The following is an 18042-nucleotide window of genomic DNA, read 5'->3' on the forward strand; positions in this document are numbered from 1 at the left end:
GTCGCGCGAAAAAGCCCGTAGTCCGGAGTTGTTATGTCTGAAGCGACTGCCCCCAAGATTCCCGTGACCGTCCTGACCGGCTATCTCGGCGCCGGCAAAACCACGCTGCTCAACCGCATCCTGTCGGAGAATCACGGCAAGAAATATGCCGTCATCGTCAACGAATTCGGCGAGATCGGCATCGACAACGACCTCATCATCGGCGCCGACGAGGAGGTGTTCGAGATGAACAATGGCTGCATTTGCTGCACCGTGCGCGGCGACCTCGTGCGCATCATGGACGGGCTGATGAAGCGCAAGGGCAAGTTCGACGCCATCATCGTCGAGACGACGGGCCTTGCCGATCCGGCGCCGGTGGCCCAGACCTTCTTCGTCGACGAGGACGTGCAGAAGAACGCGCGACTCGATGCGGTGGTGACTGTTGCTGATGCCAAATGGCTGTCCGACCGGCTGAAGGATGCGCCCGAGGCCAAGAACCAGATCGCCTTCGCCGACGTGATTGTGCTCAACAAGACCGATCTCGTCTCCAAGCCGGAGCTCGCGGAGGTCGAGGCCCGTATCCGCGGCATCAATCCCTATGCGAAGCTCCACCGCACCGAGCGCTGCTCGGTGGCCTTGGCTGACGTGCTCGATCGCGGCGCGTTCGATCTCGACCGCATCCTCGACATCGAGCCGGACTTCCTCGAGGCCGACGATCATGATCACGATCATGACCATCACCACCATGGCGACGGCCATCATCACCACGATGATCACGGCCACGGGCTGAAGCACTATCACGACGAGGATATGCAGTCGCTGGCGCTCAAGACCGACAAGCCGCTCGATCCGAACGTGTTCATGCCCTGGCTGCAAAACCTGGTGCAGATGGAGGGCCAGAAGATCCTGCGCTCCAAGGGTATCCTCGCCTTCCACGACGATGACGACCGTTACGTTTTCCAGGGCGTGCATATGATGCTGGAGGGTAACCACCAGCGGAAGTGGAAGGAAGGCGAGCCGCGCGAGAGCCGTCTCGTCTTCATCGGCCGCGAACTGCCGGAAGAGGCCATCCGCAAGGGTTTTGAGAGCTGCATCGTCTCGTGATGAAAGAGTTTACGCCGGCCGCCGATTCACCCTCGATCGTCTCCGTCACCGACCGCGTCAAGCCGCTCGCGCTCGGGATGGCCGTGACCTCATTGCACTTCCTCGCCGACCGCGCCGCCTTCGTCGGCGGCGAGGAGAATGTCGCGCTCGTCGGTGCTGGCGGTGATGTCAGCAGGATCTCCGTCCATAGCGGCGGCATTCTCTCCACCGCGTCCGACGGCAAGCGCCTCGTCATGGGCGGTGACGACGGCAAGGTAGTCGCGCTCGATGCCAAGGGCGAGGTGATCCTGCTCGCGACCGACCCGAAGCGGCGCTGGATCGATGCGGTGGCGCTGCATGCAGACGGTGCCTTCGCCTGGTCGGCCGGCAAGACCGCTTTCGTCAAGAGCGGCAAGAACGAGGCGAAATCGATCGAGGTACCCTCGACCGTCGGGGGCCTTGCGTTTGCACCGAAGGGCCTCCGGCTCGCGATCGCGCATTACAACGGCGCGACGCTGTGGTTTCCCAACATGGCGGCCACCGCCGAATTTTTGCCCTGGGCCGGCTCGCATCTCGGCGTCACCTTCAGCCCGGACAACAAATTCCTGGTCACCGCGATGCATGAGCCGGCGCTGCACGGCTGGCGGCTCGCCGACAACAGGCATATGCGCATGACCGGCTATCCCGGCCGCGTCCGCTCGATGTCCTGGAGTGCGGGCGGCAAGGCACTCGCGACGTCGGGCGCCGACACCGTGATCCTGTGGCCGTTCGCGAGCAAGGACGGCCCGATGGGCAAGGAGCCGGCGATGCTCGCGCCGCTGCAGGCGCGCGTGTCGGTGGTCGCGTGCCATCCCAAGAACGATATTCTCGCCGCCGGCTACAGCGACGGCACCGTGCTGATGGTGCGGCTGGAGGACGGCGCGGAGATCCTGGTGCGCCGCAACGGCACCCCGCCCGTTGCCGCGCTTGCCTGGAACGCCAAAGGCACGCTGCTTGCGTTTGCCGACGAAAATGGGGACGGCGGCCTTCTCGAGCTTTAATCTGTCATCGTTCTGACCGTATAGGGGGCCATGCGGTTTCTGACGACCTTCCAGCTTGCTGACTTTGCCGACACGCTGGTCAGCCTGGCCACGGCCTTCGTGCTGGGCACGCTGATCGGCGCCGAGCGGCAATACCGACAGCGCACCGCGGGCCTGCGCACCAACGTGCTGGTCGCGGTCGGCGCCGCGGCCTTTGTCGATCTCGCCATGCATTTGACGGGTGCTGACGGTGCGGTGCGGGTGATCGCCTATGTCGTGTCCGGCATCGGCTTCCTCGGCGCCGGCGTCATCATGAAGCAGGGCATGGACGTGCGCGGTCTCAACACCGCGGCGACGCTGTGGGCCTCTGCCGCGGTTGGCTCCTGCGCCGGCGCGGACCTCGTTGCCCAGGCCGCGGTGCTGACCGTGTTCATCATCGCCGGCAATACGCTGCTGCGGCCCCTCGTCAATGCAATCAACCGTATCCCGCTGAACGAGAGGACCCTGGAGGCGACCTACTATTTCAAACTCGCGGTCACGACGGAGGCCTTGCCCGACATGCGCGATCGCCTGATCGACAAGCTCGAGAACGCGAAATATCCGGTTGCCGATGTCGACGTGGTCGAGATCGGAGACGACCTGATCGAGATCGTCGCGAAGCTGGTCGCGACAGCGGTCGATCCGAACGAGCTGAACGCTGTTGCGGTCGAACTTCAGCGTCAGCCGGGCGTGCGCCACGCAACCTGGGAAGTCAGCACCATCGAGTAAACGCGGCGTTTTGGCGCGCAAGCGTGCGGTTCCCCGCTGGCTGGATACGGAACTGCGCTTCCGTGAATTTGTTGGTCCCGCGAATGAATGAGGGTGATCGATATGCCCGGCAAACAGGACCAACTGAAACGAGACCTTGCGATCGCGTGTGCGCTGTTCGTGACAGGGGTCGTGGTGTCAGGCCTGTCGCTGGCGCAGATCCGGGCCGAACATCGGATGCAGACGGCGCAGGCGACGGGACCGCTCCAGGGCGCCCCGTCCAACGAACCGGACAAGACCCCGGCGGAATCGAAGCCCGGCGGCGAGCGCCCGACCACGCCGGCACCCGAGCCCGCGCGCCCGGATCCGCAGACGCAAGGCGCGGCGAAGCCCACCCTGCCGCAGGCGCCCGCCGAGAAGATCGCGCCGCCGATCAAGGAACCGTCGGCCAAGGAGAAACAGTAAGCCCTTCCGCGCACGCGGTGTCATCACCCGCGAAGGCGGGTGATCCAGTATTCCAGAGGCGGTGCGTCGATACGGAAAGGCCGCGGCGTGCCCCGCTTTCGCGGGGCATGACAGCGGTATGTGGGCAGGTCCGCGTCGCGCGCCTTACCGCACCAAGATATTCCGGAACTGCCACGGATCGGACGTATCGATATCCTCCGGGAACAGGCCAGGGCGGTCCGTCAGCGGCGTCCAGTCGGTGTAGAAACCCTTCACCGGGCCGAGATACGGCATCTGGATTTCCAGCAGACGATCGAAATCCATCTCGTCGGCTTCGACGATGCCTTCGTTGGGGTTTTCCAGCGCCCACACCATGCCGGCGAGCACCGCGGAGGTCACTTGCAGGCCGGTGGCGTTCTGATAGGGCGCGAGTTTGCGGGTCTCCTCGATCGAGAGCTGCGAGCCGTACCAATAGGCATTGTTGTCATGGCCGAACAGCAGCACGCCGAGTTCGTCGATGCCATCGATGATTTCGTTCTCATCGAGGATGTGGTGCTTTTCCTGCATCTTCGCGGCGCGGCCGAACATTTCATGCAGCGACAGCACGGCATCGTCAGCCGGATGATAGGCATAGTGGCAGGTCGGCCGATAGATCGCCGTGCCCGACACGTCACGCACCGTGAAGTAATCGGAAATCGAGATCGATTCGTTGTGGGTGACGAGGAAGCCATACTGCGCGCCGCGGGTCGGGCACCAGGTGCGCACGCGCGTGTTGGCGCCGGGCTGCATCAGATAGATGGCGGCGCCGCAGCCAGCTTCGTGGGTACGCGCATTCTCGGGCATCCATTTTTCATGGGTGCCCCAACCGAGTTCGGACGGCTGCACGCCTTCCGACAGGAAACCTTCCACCGACCAGGTGTTGACGAAGACGTCCGGCTCTTTCGGCGACTTGGAGCGCTGGGTGTCGCGTTCGGCGATGTGGATGCCCTTGACGCCAGCCTGCCGCATCAAGTCCGCCCATTCGGCTTTGGTCTTCGGCCGGGGGGCATTGAGCTTCAGGTCAGCGGCGACATTGAGTAGCGCCTGCTTGACGAAAAAGGAGACCATGCCGGGATTGGCGCCACAGCAGGAGACGGCCGTCGTCGAGCCCGCGGGGCGCGCCTTCTTGGCGGCCAGCGTCACTTCGCGAAGGGCGTAGTTGGAGCGCGCTTCCGGGCCCTTCGAAGAATCGAAATAGAAGCCGAGCCAGGGCTCGTTGACGGTGTCGATATAAAGAGCGCCAAGTTCGTTGCAGAGCTCCATGATGTCGGTAGAGCCGGTATCGACCGAGAGATTGACGCAAAAACCCCGGCCGCCGCCTTCAGTGAGCAGCGGGGTCAGCAACTCGCGATAATTGTCCTTGGTCAGGCCTTGCTGGATAAATCTGACATTGTGCTTCTCGCAAAGTGCCTTGCGGCCCTTGTCCTTGGGATCGATGACGGTGATGCGCGACTTGTCGTAATCGAGATGGCGCTCGATCAAAGGCAGCGTGCCTTTGCCGATGGAGCCGAAGCCGACCATGACAATGGGACCGGTGATCTTCGCGTAGACCTGCGAGGCGGGGCTCATGGGATGGTTTCTCCGGAAAGTACTGGCGAACAAATGGTGAGGGGTGGATCAGGCGCTGCGGCGCTTCGCGGTCACTTCGATCTCGACCTTCATCTCGGGCTTGAGCAGCGCCGAGACGATGAGAAGCGTTGCGGCCGGGCGGATATCGCCGAGGACTTCGCCGCAGACGGCAAAGTGGGCATCGGCGTCCTTGGCGTCGGTGAGGTAGTAGGTCGCGCGGACGATGTCGGCCATCTCGAAACCGCCCTCCTTCAGGGCGGCGGCGATGGTCTTGAAGCAGTTGCGTGACTGGCTCGTGACATCTGCCGGCATCGTCATCGTCGTGTAGTCATAGCCGGTGGTTCCCGCGACGAAGGCGAAGTCGCCGTCGATCACGGCACGGCTGTAGCCGGCGGTCTTCTCGAAGGGGGAGCCGGTGGAGATCAGGCGACGGGACATGGGTTTCGACCTCGGTTGAAAGGGCTTGGCGCGGGGTTGTCGGGCAACTTGCTTGCCCGTGCAACCCCAAAGGCAACGCGGCGGCGAGCCTAGCGGGACTGCTGCGTCGTGTCCTGCGACGGCGGCGCGGCGCCGGTCCAGCGCCGCACCAGGATGTCCCTGACGATCATGACCGAGATCAGGATCAACAGGACCGTGGTGATGACGCTGCGCAGGCGCGTGCGGGCATTGCCGCCGGACGCGGCTTCGGTCTTCGCCATGATGGCAATCCCTTAAGCCGCGTGCGCATGCAGGGCGCGTGATGCCCGGCGTTTGGGCTGCGCCGCGCCGGTCGCCACGATCATCCCGGCTGCGCCGTCGAGCGCGCCTTCGGTGAATTCGACCGCGAGCAGGCGGTCGCCCTCGAATGGACCGGGCAGCGCGAGGCCGCCGGTCTTGGCGGCCGAGAAGCCGAAGCGGGCATAGTAGGGAGCGTCGCCGAGCAGGATCACGGCGGCATGCCCGCGCGCCCGGGCGGCGGCCAGCGCTTGATGCATCAGCGCGGCGCCGATCCCGAGCTCGCGGCAGGCAGGATCGACCGCAAGCGGTCCGAGGACCAAAGCGGGCCTGCCTCCGGCGCTGACATGCCACAGCCGCACGGTACCCACGAGTTTTCCCTCGCGCACGGCGGCCAGCGCGAGGCCGGCAGCGGGTGCGCGTCCGTCGCGCAGGCGCTGGCAGGTGCGGCTGTGGCGGTTGTCGCCAAAGCAGGCATCGAGCAGCGCTTCGCGCATCGCGACGTCGGCAGCACGCTCCGCACGGATCGCGAACGGAGCGGCTTTCGAGGTGAGGGCGACCTGTGGCTTCCGAAGAGCAGTCATGGCACGTCAGTCCCCGCCTGAACCGACGTGCTCGCAGCACGCCGGCCCAAGGCGTCGTCAGAAATCGAACATGTCAGGGAGGAGCCGGCGCGGCCGGCTCCCGGTTCATCAGGCCTCGAAAAGGAGGCGGATCAGATCTGGCACATCAGATGTGATACGTCTTCAGCGGCGGAATGCCGTTGAACGCCACCGACGAGTAGGTCGACGTATAGGCCCCGGTCCCTTCGATCAGCACCTTATCGCCGATCTCGAGCGTCACCGGGAGCGGATACGGGTTCTTCTCGTACAGCACGTCGGCGGAATCGCAGGTCGGACCTGCGAGCACGCACGGCGTCATGTCCGCCCCGTCATGCGGAGTGCGGATGGCGTAGCGGATCGACTCGTCCATGGTCTCGGCGAGACCGCCGAACTTGCCGATGTCCAGATAGACCCAGCGCACCTCGTCCTCGTCGCTCTTCTTCGAGATCAGCACGACCTCGGACTCGATGATGCCGGCGTTGCCCACCATGCCGCGGCCCGGCTCGATGATGGTCTCCGGAATCTGGTTGCCGAAGTGCTTGCGCAGCGCGCGGAAGATCGAGCGGCCGTAGGTCACCACCGGCGGCACGTCCTTCAGGTACTTGGTCGGGAAGCCCCCGCCCATGTTGACCATGGAGAGGTTGATGCCGCGCTCGGCGCAGTCGCGGAACACCTGCGAGGCCATCGCCAGCGCGCGGTCCCACGCCTTCACCTTGCGCTGCTGCGAGCCGACATGGAAGGAGATCCCGCACGGCTCCAAGCCCAGGCGCTTGGCGAAGTCGAGCACCTCGACGGCCATCTCCGGGTCGCAGCCGAACTTGCGCGACAGCGGCCACTCGGCGCCGGCGCAGTCATAGAGGATGCGGCAGAACACCTTCGCAGCCGGAGCGGCACGGGCGACCTTCTCGACCTCGGCGGCGCAGTCGACCGCGAACAGGCGAATGCCGAGCGCGAAGGCGCGCGCGATGTCGCGCTCCTTCTTGATCGTGTTGCCGAAGGAGATGCGGTCGGGCGTCGCACCGGCGGCCAGCGCCATCTCGATCTCGGCGACCGTTGCGGTGTCGAAGCAGGAGCCCATGGAGGCGAGCAGGGACAGCACTTCCGGCGCCGGGTTCGCCTTGACGGCGTAGAACACGCGGCTGTCGGGCAGCGCCTTGGCAAAGCTCTGGTAGTTGTCGCGCACGACCTCGAGGTCGACGACGAGGCACGGCTCGGTATCGAGGCCTTCGCTGCGGCGGTTGCGCAGAAATTCCCTGATGCGATCGGTCATAGCACCCTCCAAACGGCCCTCTGCGACAAGGACCCGTTCAAAATGTTCCTGGCCATGAGCGCTTTGGCGATGCCGCACGATGGAGACGCGACATTGCCTCGAGCTCGAGGTCCGAATTGTGCTGCCGTGGATTGGTTGGGAATTTTTCCCGCCCGCTCACCTGGCAATGAAGGACAAGCCTTTTCAGTAGCCCGCGCCGGCGTTGGAATGCCGGTAGAGACCAAAAAAGCCCGATCCGTCGTTGCTTTAAGTCGCGTCCCCCGCTGAGAGCGAGGTGCGCCGGTTCGCCTCCGGCTGCCAGTCACGGTTGCAAAGAGCGAAGTCACCTTCGACATGGCATCTCTTTGAGAGAGATGCTGGACGCTCCGGTCTTAGCTTCAGTCGTTGCCGACTTCTGCACTTCCGAAGAGCCCCTCGGCTTCTTCACCCCTTGGCGGCTGTCCGGCCTCTTGTCCGGATACCTACCGACTGACACACGACCACAGGCACGTGCGAAATTGGGCAAGTCCGCACATAAGCGTTTTGCTTCTGCTTCGCAAGAAATTTTTTAGGCTGAGAACAGAATTGCCTAACATCTGCTTGCACTGTGACGCGCAAGCGACGCTGAAGATGAACAGGCGTTAAGTTTTTCGAGCGCGCGCGTATCGCTCGCGCGTGTGTGCGTCAGCGTCGCTTCGTGAAAGGCTCGACGCGCTGAGCTGCGCGGATGAACGCGGTCATGACGAGCACGCCGAGTGTGAACAGCACCGCCTGGACGATGTGCGCGCCCTGGTCGCCGAGTCCGAACAGGATCGCGAGCGCCCAGCCGCCGGCGAACGCCGCGCCGAACACTTCGGCGCCGATCAGGATGGCGGCGCTGACGACCGTGATGACGCTCGGCCAGACGATCTGACGGGAAGAAGAGGCAGGCGCGTTCATAGGCAAAAGATCCGTGGTCTGCGAGGGCCGCAATCTCCCCGAAAAGGCGGCCGGGAGCAAGGCCAAATGGCCCAAAAAAGCCCCATGGCGTGCTATAGCTGGCCGCAACAAACCAGCTCAAAAATCGGGACCAACGATGTCAGAAACCCGCCAAGATACGGGCACCGCGCCGGCCGACGCCAATCCGCTGCTGAAGGCCTGGGTGACGCCGTTTGCGACCCCGCCGTTCGACGAGATCCAGCCGGAGCACTTCGTCCCGGCCTTCGAGCAGGCCTTCGCCGACCATTCCGCCGAAATCGCGGCGATCACCAATGATCCGGCCGCGCCCGACTTCGCCAACACGATCACGGCGCTGGAGCGCTCCGGCAAGCTCCTGAACAAGGTCGCCGCCGTCTTCTACGACCTGGTCTCGGCTCACTCCAATCCGGCCATCCTGGAGATCGACAAGGAGGTCTCCTTGCGGATGGCGCGGCACTGGAATCCGATCATGATGAACGCTGTGCTGTTTGGTCGCATCGCCCAGCTCCACGAGAACCGCACCGCGCTCAAGCTCTCGCCGGAGCAGCTTCGCCTCCTGGAGCGCACCTACACCCGCTTCCATCGCGCCGGCGCCGGCCTCTCCGAGGAGGCCAAGACGAGGATGGCCGAGATCAACGAGAAGCTCGCCCAGCTCGGCACCAACTTCAGCCATCACCTGCTCGGCGACGAGCAGGACTGGTTCATGGAGCTCGGCGAGGCCGACCGCCAGGGTCTGTCCGAGAGCATCGTCGCGGCGGCCAAGGCTGCGGCAGACGAGCGCGGGATGGCCGGCAAGGCCATCGTCACGCTATCGCGCTCCTCGGTCGAGCCGTTCCTGAAGAGCTCAGACCGCCGCGACCTGCGCGAGAAGGTCTACAAGGCCTTCACGGCGCGGGGCGACAACGGCAACGCCAACGACAACAACGCGACCATCGTCGAGATCCTGAAGCTGCGGGAGGAGAGCGCCAATCTCCTGGGCTATCCGACTTTCGCGGCCTACCGGCTCGAGGACTCCATGGCCAAGACGCCGGATGCGGTGCGGGGCCTCCTGGAGCGGGTGTGGAAGCCGGCGCGCGCGCGAGCGCTCGCCGACCGCGACGAGATGCAGGGACTGATCACGGCCGAGGGCGGCAATTTCCAGCTTGCGCCCTGGGACTGGCGCTACTACGCCGAAAAGCTCCGCCTCCAGCGTGCCAATTTCGACGACGCCGCGATCAAGCCATATTTGATGCTCGACCACATGATCGCCGCCGCCTTCGACTGCGCCACGCGCCTGTTTGGCATCACCTTCGAGGAGCGCAAGGACGTCCCGACCTGGCATCCGGACGTCCGGGTGTGGGAGGTCCGCGACCGCGACGGCAAGCACAAGGCGTTGTTCTATGGCGACTACTACGCGCGGCCCTCGAAGCGCTCCGGCGCCTGGATGACCTCGCTGCGCGACCAGCAGAAGCTCGACGGCGAGATCGCGCCGCTTGTGATCAATGTGTGCAACTTCGCCAAGGGCGCGGCCGGCGAGCCCTCGCTGCTGTCGCCCGACGACGCCCGCACCCTGTTCCACGAGTTCGGCCACGGCCTGCACGGCATGCTCTCCAACGTGACCTACCCGTCACTGTCGGGCACCTCCGTGTTCACCGACTTCGTCGAGCTGCCCTCCCAGCTCTACGAGCACTGGCAGGAGCGGCCCGAGGTGCTGCAGCAGTTCGCCCGTCATTACCAGACCGGCGAGCCGCTGCCGGGCGACCTGCTCCAGCGCTTCCTCGCGGCGCGCAGGTTCAACCAGGGCTTTGCCACCGTCGAGTTTGTCTCCTCGGCGCTGGTCGACCTCGAATTCCACACCCAGCCGGCCGCGGCGGCGACCGATGTCCGCGCCTTCGAGAAGAAGGAGCTGGAGAAGATCGGCATGCCGGACGAGATCTCCCTGCGCCACCGGCCCACGCAATTCGGCCACATCTTCTCCGGCGACCATTATGCGGCCGGCTATTACAGCTACATGTGGTCGGAGGTGATGGACGCCGACGCCTTCGGCGCGTTCGAGGAGGCCGGCGACATCTTCGATCCGGCGGTCGCAAAGCGCCTGCACGACGACATCTACTCGAGCGGCGGATCGGTCGATCCGGAGGCCGCCTACGAGGCCTTCCGTGGCCGCCCGCCAGAGCCTGACGCGCTGCTCCGCCGCCGCGGCCTGCTCGACGTGTCAGCGGCCGCCTGATGGGTATGATGCGCCGCCTGTTCGGACTGCTGCTCGCCGCCGGCCTCACGCTCGCGGCCGGCGCGGCGGAGGCGCATCCGCATGTCTGGATCACCGCGACCAGCGAGCTGATCTATGCGGAGGACGGCACGATCACCGGCGTCCGCCACGCCTGGACCTTCGACGACATGTTCTCGGCCTATGCGGTGCAGGGGCTCGAGGGCAAGACCAAGGGCGCTTATAGCCGCGAAGAGCTGGCGCCGCTGGCGCAAACCAATGTCGAGTCGCTGAAGGAATACGCCTACTTCACCTTCGCGCGAGCCGACGGCAAGAAGGAGCGATTCCAGGAGCCGGTCGACTACTTCCTCGACTACAAGGATACGGTCCTCACCCTGCACTTCACGCTGCCGTTGAAGAACCCGGTCAAGCCCAAGCAGCTTGTGCTCGAGGTGTTCGACCGTTCCTTCTTCATCGATTTCCAGATGGCCAAGGACAATCCGGTCAAGCTGGTCGGCGCGCCCAGTGGCTGCCAGATGAAGCTGGAGCGGCCCAGTGATGGCACCGCGAGCGCCCAGAAGCTCAACGAGCAGACCTTCATGAACGGCGAGAACGCCAATTTCGGCATGATGTTTGCCAACAAGATCACGGTGGATTGCCCTTGATCCCGCGCCCTCGTTCTCCGCTCGCGCGCGGGCTGCTCGTCTGCGCTGCGGTTGTCCTCGTCGTGAGCATGGCCGACGCCGCCCTTCACGATCTCCTCGCACAGAATCCGTTCGGCGCGCCGCGCCCCTCGCAGGCCGCCGAACCCGAGGCCAGCGGCATCATCGGCTGGCTGCTGGCAAAACAATCGGAATTCTATCGCCAGATGTCGGCGACCATCCGCGCCGCAAAGTCGGACGGCTCGGCGGTGTGGACGCTGCTCCTGATCTCCTTCGCTTACGGGATATTCCACGCCGCCGGTCCCGGCCACGGCAAGGCGGTGATCGCCTCCTACCTTGTCGCCAATCGCGAGACCGCTCGCCGCGGCATCGCGCTGTCCTTTGCCTCGGCGCTGATGCAGTCGCTGGTGGCCATCCTCATTGTCGGCATCTTGGCCTGGGCGCTGAATGCGACGGCGAAAACCATGTGCAAGGCGGAGGGGGCGATCGAGATCGCAAGCTACGCCCTGATCGCGGCATTCGGCCTGCGCCTCGTCTGGGTCAAGGGCGGTGGCTTCATCCGCGCGCTGCAGGCGGCCCAGCCAGTGCCTGCGATCGCCGGCGTGCCGCATCACCATGATCACGGCGATCACCATCATCATGATGCGCATGATCATCATGACCACGATCACGAGCATGGTTATGACCACGGCCATGCTCACGCCCACGCCCATCAGCACCACGTCCATGACGAACATTGCGGCCATTCCCACGGCCCCGCGCCGAGCGAGCTGGCCGGGCCGGGTGGCTGGCGGCGCGGGTTCGCCGCGATCCTCACGGTGGGCATCCGCCCTTGCTCGGGTGCGATTCTGGTCCTGGTGTTCGCGCTGGCCCAAGGCCTGTTCTGGGCCGGAATCGCCGCGACCTTGTTGATGGGGCTCGGCACCGCGATCACGGTCGCGGCCATCGCCGTCGTCGCCGTCTCCGCCAAGGACATCGCCAGCCGCCTGAGCGGAGCCCGCGACGGCAGCGGCGCACTCTTCATGCGCGGCATCGAATTCGCCGCCGCCGGCCTCGTGCTGCTGTTCGGCGCAGGCCTGTTGTTCGGCTACATCGCCGCCGAACGGACGACGTGTTTTTGAGTGGAGCACTCTTTTCCCTCTCCCTTCTTGTGGGAGAGGGTGGCTCGCCGCGTAGCGGCGAGACGGGTGAGGGGTCTCTCTCCGCGATTGCGCCTCTCGCAGACCAGTATGCGGATACAACCCCTCATCCGGCGTTTCGCGCCACCTTCTTCTACAACAAGGGGAGAAGGAAGAAAGTTCACACGGGCAGAAGCCGCTTCAAGGCGGGCATGAAGAAGATCCCGAGATTGATCGCAAAGCCGACGCTCCACAGGATCGAGCGCAGCGTCGGGCGGTTGCCGAGATAGGTCAGCACATAGGCGATCCGCACGATCAGGAACAGCACGGCCAGCTCGTCGATCAGGCGCTGCGGCGAATCCCGGAATTCGGCAAGGAGCACGGCGAAGGCGAAGAATGGAAAGGTCTCGATGCCGTTCTGGTGCGCGCCGAGCGCGCGCTGCGAGAGGGCATCTTCGTAGAAGGCGGGGTCGCGCGGCCGGGAATTGTCGAAGCTGCGAAACCTGATCCATTTGATCGAGGCGATCGTCGCCAGATACAGCAGCAGCGCTCCAAGAACGCACCATTCCGCGAGTGTCATCGGTCCTCCCCCGCTTGGGCGGGACCCTAGCGAAAGCGGGCTCATCTTGACAAGTTCGGCACAACGCGCGACCCACGGACGGCCATGACGACCGTTGTCCCCATCGAGACCGCGAAGCCCGCCGTGCAAGCCAGCCTGCCACGCGTCGGCGTGCTCCTGATCAATCTCGGCACGCCCGATACGGCCGACGCGCCCGGCGTGCGGGTCTACCTGAAGGAATTCCTTTCGGATCCCCGCGTCATCGAGGACCAGGGCCTGATCTGGCAGCTCGTGCTGAATGGCATCATCCTGCGCCGCCGGCCGCGCACCAAGGCGCTCGACTACCAGAAGATCTGGAACAACGAGAAGAACGAGTCGCCGCTGAAGACGATCACGCGATCGCAGAGCGACAAGCTCGCAGCCGCGCTGTCGGACCGCGGGCATATCGTTGTCGATTGGGCGATGCGCTACGGCAATCCCTCGATCCGCTCCGGCATCGAGGCGCTGATCGCCAGGGGATGCGACCGCATCCTCGCCGTGCCGCTCTATCCGCAATATTCAGCCTCGACGTCGGCGACCGTGTGCGACGAGGTGTTCCGCGTGCTCTCCTGCCTGCGTGCGCAGCCGACGCTGCGGGTGACGCCGCCATACTATGAGGACGAGGCCTATATCGAGGCGCTCGCGACCTCGATCGAGGCGCATCTGGCCACGCTGCCGTTCAAGCCGGAGTTGATCGTCGCCTCCTTTCACGGCATGCCGAAAGCCTACGTCGACAAGGGCGATCCCTACCAGGAGCATTGCGTCGCCACGACCGAAGCGCTGCGCCGCCGGCTCGGGATGGACGCGTCAAAACTGCTGCTCACCTTCCAGTCGCGCTTCGGCAATGACGAGTGGCTGCAGCCCTACACCGACAAGACGATGGAGCGTCTTGCCAAGGAGGGCGTGCGCCGCATCGCGGTGGTGACGCCGGGCTTTGCCGCCGACTGCCTGGAGACGCTGGAGGAGATCGCGCAGGAGAACGCCGAGATCTTCAAGCACAATGGCGGCGAGCACTTTGCCGCGATCCCCTGCCTCAACGACAGCGAGCCCGGCATGGACGTGATCCGCACCCTGGTGCTGCGCGAGTTGCAAGGCTGGATCTGATGAGGCTGGATCTGATCCCATGAACCGCCGCGAGATTCTCGGCATCCTCGGGACGATCACAGCGCTGCCGCGCGCGGCGCTGGCGCAGCAGCCGGGCGTGACGCGCCGGCTGGGAGTGCTCTCGGTCACGGCGGAAGATGACGCGGCCGGACGGACGCGCAGCGCCATCCTGGTCGAGGCGCTGGCCGCCCATGGCTGGAAGGAGCAGGCCAACTTAAAGATCGACTGGCGCAGCGGCGGCGGCGATAGGCAGCGGATCGCGCGGCTCGCCGACGAGCTGGTCGCGCTCAAGCCCGACATCCTGCTCGCGGTCGGCACGCCCTCGGTCGAAGAGCTGCACAGCCGCACGGCGACGACGCCGATCGTGTTTGCCGTGGTCACCGACCCGGTCAGCCAGGGCTTCGTCAAGAATCTCGCGCATCCCGGCGGCAACATTACCGGCTTTACCGACTATGATGCCCCGATGGCCGGCAAATGGCTGGAGATGCTCTCGCAGATCAAGCCAAAGGTCGCTCGCGTCTTTGTCGTCTACAATCCCGCCACCGCGCCGTTCGCCGGCCTGATGTTGCAGACGATCGAGGACGCTGCGCGTGCGCTTCGCGTCGCGGTCGAGGCCGCGCCGGTGCATGATGACACCTCGATCGCTGCGCTGGCCTCGCGCAAGGATGGCGGCCTGTTGGTGCTGCCGGACTTCTTCACCATGGCCAACCGCGCGCGTCTGCTCGCGGCGATCACCGAGGCACGCACGCCTGCGGTGTTCTGGAGCAGCACCTTCGTCGAGGAGGGCGGCCTGATGTCCTACAGCACCGACAGCGCCGAGCAGGTGCGCCGTGCCGCATCCTATATCGATCGCATCCTCAGGGGCGCGCAGCCCGCCGACCTTCCGGTGCAGAATCCCACCAAGTTCGAGCTCGCATTCAACCTGAAGACGGCCAAGGCAATCGGCGTCACCATCCCCGCCCACCTGCTCGCCACCGCAAACGACGTCATCGAATAATCGCGACAGCCCGCGACCTGGTTTCACCTTCTCCCGTAGGGAGAGGTCGGATCGCATCGACAGATGCGCTCCGGGTGAGGCGTTACAGTCTCTCTGGGTGCTGCGGCCCCTCACTCGCGCGCTTTCAAGAATCCCCTCGTAAATACTTAATGCCCCTGGTTCCTGCTCCGTACTTCCTGTGGAGGGATCGGTCCGCGCCGACGTGAATTCGTGCCGCTGAACCGGTAGGGTAGCGATACCGACCAATGGGAGCTGCGGGGGAAGGCGTTTTCCCGCCTTGGAGGAGCTATGAGCGGTTTCGATATTTTCGCGATTGTTCTGGTGTTGCTTGTCATCGTCACGCTGGTTGCAGGCGTGAAGACAGTGCCGCAAGGCTACGACTGGACCATAGAGCGGTTCGGAAAATACACCCAGACCCTGAGCCCCGGGCTCAATCTGATCGTGCCCTATTTCGATCGCGTCGGACGCAAGATCAACATGATGGAGCAGGTGATCAACATCCCCGAGCAGGAGGTGATCACCAAGGACAACGCCACCGTGACTGTGGACGGCGTCGCCTTCTTCCAGGTGTTCGATGCCGCGAAGGCGAGCTATGAGGTTGCCAACCTCACCCAGGCGATCACGGTCCTGACCATGACCAACATCCGCTCGGTGATGGGCTCGATGGATCTCGACCAGGTGCTGTCGCATCGCGACGAGATCAACGAGCGCTTGTTGCGCGTCGTCGACGCAGCGGTCTCGCCCTGGGGCGTCAAGGTCAACCGCATCGAGATCAAGGACATCGTGCCGCCGGCCGACCTCGTCGAGGCGATGGGCCGGCAGATGAAGGCCGAGCGCGTCAAGCGCGCCGACATTCTGGCCGCCGAAGGCCAGCGCCAGTCCGAGATTTTGCGCGCCGAGGGCGCCAAGCAGGGGCAGATCCTTCAGGCCGAAGGCCGCCGCGAGGCCGCCTTCCGCGATGCCGAGGCGCGCGAGCGTCTCGCCGAAGCCGAGGCCAAGGCGACCCAGGCGGTGTCGGAAGCCATCGCCAAGGGCGACGTTGCCGCGTTGAACTATTTCATCGCCGACAAATATATAAAGGCGTTCGGCCAGTTCGCGGAGGCGCCGAACCAGAAGATCATCATGCTGCCGATGGAGGCCGTGAGCTTGCTCGGCTCGCTCGCCGGCATCGGCGAGATCGCGAAGGCGACTTTCGGCGAAAGTGCCGCCTCCGCTGTCGCGGCCGCCCGCCGCGGCGGCTCGGTGCCGACGTCGGGACCAACGCCGCCTTCGGTGCCGCCGCAGTAACGGGATCATTCGAGAGAGGGTCGTGTCATGACCGACATGTTCGTTTCGCTCGGCACCTGGAATTGGCTGATCTTCGGCTTCGTCCTGATGGCGCTGGAGGTGGTCGCGCCGGGCGTGTTCCTGTTCTGGCTCGGCCTTGCGGCGCTGCTGGTCGGCCTCGTCTCGTTTGCCTTTCATCCGTCCTGGCAGACGCAGCTCGTGATGTTTGCGGTGTTCGCCGCAGCGGCCGTGCCGGTGTGGCGCCGCCTCGCCCGGCCGAAGATGGATGCAAGCGCGAGCCCCTTCCTGAACAAGCGCACCGAGGCGCTGTTGGGCCGCGAGTTCACGCTGGAAAAGCCGATCATCGATGGCTCCGGCACCGTCCGCATCGGCGACACCATCTGGCGCGTCGCTGGCCCGGATACACCAGCCGGCACCAAGGTGAGGGTGGTGCAGGTCGATGGTGCGAATCTGACCGTGGCCGCGACGTAGCTGCTTTTTCCCCTCCCCTTGTGGGAGAGGGTGGCTCGCCGCGTAGCGGCGAGACGGGTGAGGGGTCTCTCTCCGCGAATAACTCTGCTGCGGTGAGCGCGCGGAGAGAGACCCCTCATCCGGCGCTTCGCGCCACCTTCTCCCACAAGGGGAGAAGGAAGATCGAGCGCGCGGCAGCGCTCTCTCTATTTCCTCCACCTCTCCGCAAACCGGTGCAGCGGCAGGAACGTCTCGCACAGCTCGCGTCCGAGCGGCGTCAGGCCGTAGCCGCCGGCTTCACCGAGCTCCACGAATCCCGCCTCGCGCAATTCGCTTAAACGCGCCTGCAGCACCGTGGGCGAGGCCTCGTCGCAAGCCGCGCGCAGCGCGCGCGAGGTGAGGGGCTTCCATCGCAATTCCCACAAGATCCGCAGGCTCCAGCGCCGGCCCAAGAGGTCGAGCAGCGCCATGATCGGCCGGCCCGTGCGCGAGCCGCGCACGCGGCGCTCCCCTGATGCTGACTGCTTCGTCATCGCGGCCCTCTTGCGTCCTGCTACGGATAATGTAGCGTCATGCTACAGTAATTGTAGCAAGGCGGCCAATGTCATCTGCCATGTCATCCGCGATGCCGCGCATCGCGCCGCTTGAGGCGCCTTATGCCCCGGAGATCCAGGCGCAGTTCGACCGCATCATGCGCGGTGCGCCGCCGCTGATGCTGTTCAGGGTGATGGCGGGCTACACCCGCGCCTGGGACAAGTTTCGCGCCGGCGGCCTGCTCGATCCCGGGCCGCTCTCCTTGCGCCAGCGCGAGCTCGTCATCGACCGCACCTGCGCGCTGACCAGATGCGAATATGAGTGGGGCGTGCACGTCGCGATTTTTGCCGGGCCGGCCGGGCTCACGGCCGAGGAAGTCCGCGCCACCGTGCTGGGCGACACCGCTTCGCCCTGCTGGTCGCCGGCCGAGCAGGCGCTGATCGCGGCCGTCGACGCGCTGCATCACCACGCAACGCTCGACGATGCGGAGTTCGCGGCGCTATCGGCGCATTATGACGAGGCGCAGATTTTGGAGGTCATCCTGCTGTGCGGCTTCTACCGCACGGTGTCGTATCTCGCGAACGGCCTGCGGCTGCCGCTGGAAGAGAAGGCGGCAAGGTTTCCGCAGGTCTAACCACCGTCATTGCTTCGCTACGCTCGCAATGACGTTGGGGAGGCTGGTCGCGCGCGATAGCCGCGCCGTCA

The 18042-nt window shown here is 65.1% G+C and carries 20 protein-coding genes; 12 read left to right on the top strand and 8 right to left on the bottom strand.

What is annotated here, in order from left to right; genetic code table 11:
* Positions 1–33 precede the first annotated feature (33 nt).
* The 4 genes from MTX21_RS30300 (at position 34) to MTX21_RS30315 (ending at position 3293) form a co-directional block, all read left to right on the top strand.
* Complete coding sequence (locus MTX21_RS30300; RefSeq protein ID WP_280968278.1) at positions 34–1083, top strand: GTP-binding protein; 1050 nt, start codon at positions 34–36, stop codon at positions 1081–1083.
* The gene (locus tag MTX21_RS30305) at positions 1083–2102 is read left to right on the top strand and encodes a WD40 repeat domain-containing protein (protein ID WP_280968279.1); all 1020 of its coding nucleotides are present in this window, start codon (positions 1083–1085) and stop codon (positions 2100–2102) included. Before MTX21_RS30300 ends, MTX21_RS30305 begins: the two co-directional genes overlap by 1 nt.
* Positions 2103–2132: 30 nt before the next feature.
* The gene (locus MTX21_RS30310) at positions 2133–2849 is read left to right on the top strand and encodes an MgtC/SapB family protein (protein WP_280968280.1); all 717 of its coding nucleotides are present in this window, start codon (positions 2133–2135) and stop codon (positions 2847–2849) included.
* A 102-nt stretch (positions 2850–2951) separates the two neighbouring features.
* Entirely contained in the window at positions 2952–3293 is a 342-nt protein-coding gene (locus tag MTX21_RS30315) for a hypothetical protein (protein WP_280970836.1), read from the top strand.
* Positions 3294–3437: 144 nt separating this feature from the next.
* Here the strand turns inward: MTX21_RS30315 and MTX21_RS30320 are convergent, their stop codons facing one another.
* The 6 genes from MTX21_RS30320 to MTX21_RS30345 all read right to left on the bottom strand — a co-directional run bounded on the left by MTX21_RS30320 (position 3438) and on the right by MTX21_RS30345 (position 8384).
* Positions 3438–4880 carry a homospermidine synthase gene (locus MTX21_RS30320; protein ID WP_280968281.1) on the bottom strand — a complete coding sequence of 481 codons (1443 nt, stop codon included), beginning with the start codon at positions 4878–4880 and terminating at the stop codon, positions 3438–3440.
* Positions 4881–4928: 48 nt separating this feature from the next.
* Positions 4929–5318 carry a RidA family protein gene (locus tag MTX21_RS30325; protein ID WP_280968282.1) on the bottom strand — a complete coding sequence of 130 codons (390 nt, stop codon included), beginning with the start codon at positions 5316–5318 and terminating at the stop codon, positions 4929–4931.
* 89 nt (positions 5319–5407) lie between these two features.
* A complete protein-coding gene (locus MTX21_RS30330) occupies positions 5408–5578 on the bottom strand; it encodes a hypothetical protein (protein ID WP_280968283.1) in 171 nt (56 codons plus the stop codon).
* Between the two features lie 12 nt (positions 5579–5590).
* On the bottom strand, positions 5591–6178 hold the full coding sequence (locus MTX21_RS30335) for an N-acetyltransferase (RefSeq protein ID WP_280968284.1): 588 nt from the start codon (positions 6176–6178) through the stop codon (positions 5591–5593).
* A 145-nt stretch (positions 6179–6323) separates the two neighbouring features.
* Positions 6324–7466 carry a type III PLP-dependent enzyme gene (locus tag MTX21_RS30340; protein WP_280968285.1) on the bottom strand — a complete coding sequence of 381 codons (1143 nt, stop codon included), beginning with the start codon at positions 7464–7466 and terminating at the stop codon, positions 6324–6326.
* 663 nt (positions 7467–8129) lie between these two features.
* Complete coding sequence (locus MTX21_RS30345; protein WP_279374963.1) at positions 8130–8384, bottom strand: hypothetical protein; 255 nt, start codon at positions 8382–8384, stop codon at positions 8130–8132.
* Between the two features lie 136 nt (positions 8385–8520).
* On the opposite strand from MTX21_RS30345, the gene MTX21_RS30350 reads away from it, so the two are divergent.
* Genes MTX21_RS30350 through MTX21_RS30360 form a run of 3 tightly spaced genes read left to right on the top strand, consistent with a single transcriptional unit; the run spans position 8521 to position 12370 of the window.
* Positions 8521–10611 (top strand): M3 family metallopeptidase, encoded by a 2091-nt coding sequence (locus tag MTX21_RS30350; RefSeq protein ID WP_280968286.1) that lies wholly within the window; start codon positions 8521–8523, stop codon positions 10609–10611.
* Positions 10611–11252: a DUF1007 family protein gene (locus MTX21_RS30355; protein WP_280968287.1), complete on the top strand. Its 642-nt coding sequence runs from the start codon at positions 10611–10613 to the stop codon at positions 11250–11252. Before MTX21_RS30350 ends, MTX21_RS30355 begins: the two co-directional genes overlap by 1 nt.
* Positions 11243–12370, top strand: coding sequence for a nickel/cobalt transporter (locus MTX21_RS30360; RefSeq protein WP_280968288.1), 1128 nt, complete (start codon positions 11243–11245; stop codon positions 12368–12370). The genes MTX21_RS30355 and MTX21_RS30360 overlap by 10 nt, the downstream gene beginning before the upstream one ends.
* A gap of 178 nt (positions 12371–12548) precedes the next feature.
* On the opposite strand, the gene MTX21_RS30365 is transcribed toward MTX21_RS30360, so the two are convergent.
* Positions 12549–12947: an MAPEG family protein gene (locus MTX21_RS30365; RefSeq protein WP_280968289.1), complete on the bottom strand. Its 399-nt coding sequence runs from the start codon at positions 12945–12947 to the stop codon at positions 12549–12551.
* An 84-nt stretch (positions 12948–13031) separates the two neighbouring features.
* On the opposite strand from MTX21_RS30365, the gene hemH reads away from it, so the two are divergent.
* The 4 genes from hemH to MTX21_RS30385 all read left to right on the top strand — a co-directional run bounded on the left by hemH (position 13032) and on the right by MTX21_RS30385 (position 16824).
* Entirely contained in the window at positions 13032–14069 is a 1038-nt protein-coding gene (gene hemH, locus MTX21_RS30370) for a ferrochelatase (protein WP_280968290.1), read from the top strand.
* Between the two features lie 19 nt (positions 14070–14088).
* Positions 14089–15066: an ABC transporter substrate-binding protein gene (locus tag MTX21_RS30375; RefSeq protein WP_280968291.1), complete on the top strand. Its 978-nt coding sequence runs from the start codon at positions 14089–14091 to the stop codon at positions 15064–15066.
* Positions 15067–15354: 288 nt separating this feature from the next.
* On the top strand, positions 15355–16353 hold the full coding sequence (locus MTX21_RS30380; RefSeq protein WP_280968292.1) for an SPFH domain-containing protein: 999 nt from the start codon (positions 15355–15357) through the stop codon (positions 16351–16353).
* 27 nt (positions 16354–16380) lie between these two features.
* A complete protein-coding gene (locus MTX21_RS30385) occupies positions 16381–16824 on the top strand; it encodes an NfeD family protein (protein ID WP_280968293.1) in 444 nt (147 codons plus the stop codon).
* Between the two features lie 185 nt (positions 16825–17009).
* Here the strand turns inward: MTX21_RS30385 and MTX21_RS30390 are convergent, their stop codons facing one another.
* Positions 17010–17336 (bottom strand): helix-turn-helix domain-containing protein, encoded by a 327-nt coding sequence (locus tag MTX21_RS30390; protein ID WP_280968294.1) that lies wholly within the window; start codon positions 17334–17336, stop codon positions 17010–17012.
* 80 nt (positions 17337–17416) lie between these two features.
* Here MTX21_RS30390 and MTX21_RS30395 point away from each other — a divergent pair, with 80 nt between their 5' ends.
* On the top strand, positions 17417–17971 hold the full coding sequence (locus MTX21_RS30395; protein WP_280970837.1) for a carboxymuconolactone decarboxylase family protein: 555 nt from the start codon (positions 17417–17419) through the stop codon (positions 17969–17971).
* Positions 17972–18042 lie beyond the last annotated feature (71 nt).

Origin of the sequence: Bradyrhizobium sp. ISRA430 (assembly GCF_029909975.1) — a bacterium.
Lineage (GTDB): Bacteria > Pseudomonadota > Alphaproteobacteria > Rhizobiales > Xanthobacteraceae > Bradyrhizobium.

Excerpts from the sequence above, each read along its gene's own strand:
- MTX21_RS30305 (WP_280968279.1), top strand. The coding sequence starts at position 1,083 with ATGAAAGAGTTTACGCCGGCCGCCGATTCACCCTCGATCGTCTCCGTC.
- MTX21_RS30320 (WP_280968281.1), bottom strand. The coding sequence starts at position 4,880 with ATGAGCCCCGCCTCGCAGGTCTACGCGAAGATCACCGGTCCCATTGTC.
- MTX21_RS30355 (WP_280968287.1), top strand. The coding sequence starts at position 10,611 with ATGGGTATGATGCGCCGCCTGTTCGGACTGCTGCTCGCCGCCGGCCTC.
- MTX21_RS30335 (WP_280968284.1), bottom strand. The coding sequence starts at position 6,178 with ATGACTGCTCTTCGGAAGCCACAGGTCGCCCTCACCTCGAAAGCCGCT.
- hemH (WP_280968290.1), top strand. The coding sequence starts at position 13,032 with ATGACGACCGTTGTCCCCATCGAGACCGCGAAGCCCGCCGTGCAAGCC.
- MTX21_RS30375 (WP_280968291.1), top strand. The coding sequence starts at position 14,089 with ATGAACCGCCGCGAGATTCTCGGCATCCTCGGGACGATCACAGCGCTG.
- MTX21_RS30345 (WP_279374963.1), bottom strand. The coding sequence starts at position 8,384 with ATGAACGCGCCTGCCTCTTCTTCCCGTCAGATCGTCTGGCCGAGCGTC.
- MTX21_RS30350 (WP_280968286.1), top strand. The coding sequence starts at position 8,521 with ATGTCAGAAACCCGCCAAGATACGGGCACCGCGCCGGCCGACGCCAAT.
- MTX21_RS30315 (WP_280970836.1), top strand. The coding sequence starts at position 2,952 with ATGCCCGGCAAACAGGACCAACTGAAACGAGACCTTGCGATCGCGTGT.
- MTX21_RS30330 (WP_280968283.1), bottom strand. The coding sequence starts at position 5,578 with ATGGCGAAGACCGAAGCCGCGTCCGGCGGCAATGCCCGCACGCGCCTG.
- MTX21_RS30365 (WP_280968289.1), bottom strand. The coding sequence starts at position 12,947 with ATGACACTCGCGGAATGGTGCGTTCTTGGAGCGCTGCTGCTGTATCTG.
- MTX21_RS30325 (WP_280968282.1), bottom strand. The coding sequence starts at position 5,318 with ATGTCCCGTCGCCTGATCTCCACCGGCTCCCCCTTCGAGAAGACCGCC.
- MTX21_RS30300 (WP_280968278.1), top strand. The coding sequence starts at position 34 with ATGTCTGAAGCGACTGCCCCCAAGATTCCCGTGACCGTCCTGACCGGC.
- MTX21_RS30310 (WP_280968280.1), top strand. The coding sequence starts at position 2,133 with ATGCGGTTTCTGACGACCTTCCAGCTTGCTGACTTTGCCGACACGCTG.
- MTX21_RS30395 (WP_280970837.1), top strand. The coding sequence starts at position 17,417 with ATGTCATCCGCGATGCCGCGCATCGCGCCGCTTGAGGCGCCTTATGCC.
- MTX21_RS30390 (WP_280968294.1), bottom strand. The coding sequence starts at position 17,336 with ATGACGAAGCAGTCAGCATCAGGGGAGCGCCGCGTGCGCGGCTCGCGC.
- MTX21_RS30340 (WP_280968285.1), bottom strand. The coding sequence starts at position 7,466 with ATGACCGATCGCATCAGGGAATTTCTGCGCAACCGCCGCAGCGAAGGC.
- MTX21_RS30385 (WP_280968293.1), top strand. The coding sequence starts at position 16,381 with ATGACCGACATGTTCGTTTCGCTCGGCACCTGGAATTGGCTGATCTTC.
- MTX21_RS30380 (WP_280968292.1), top strand. The coding sequence starts at position 15,355 with ATGAGCGGTTTCGATATTTTCGCGATTGTTCTGGTGTTGCTTGTCATC.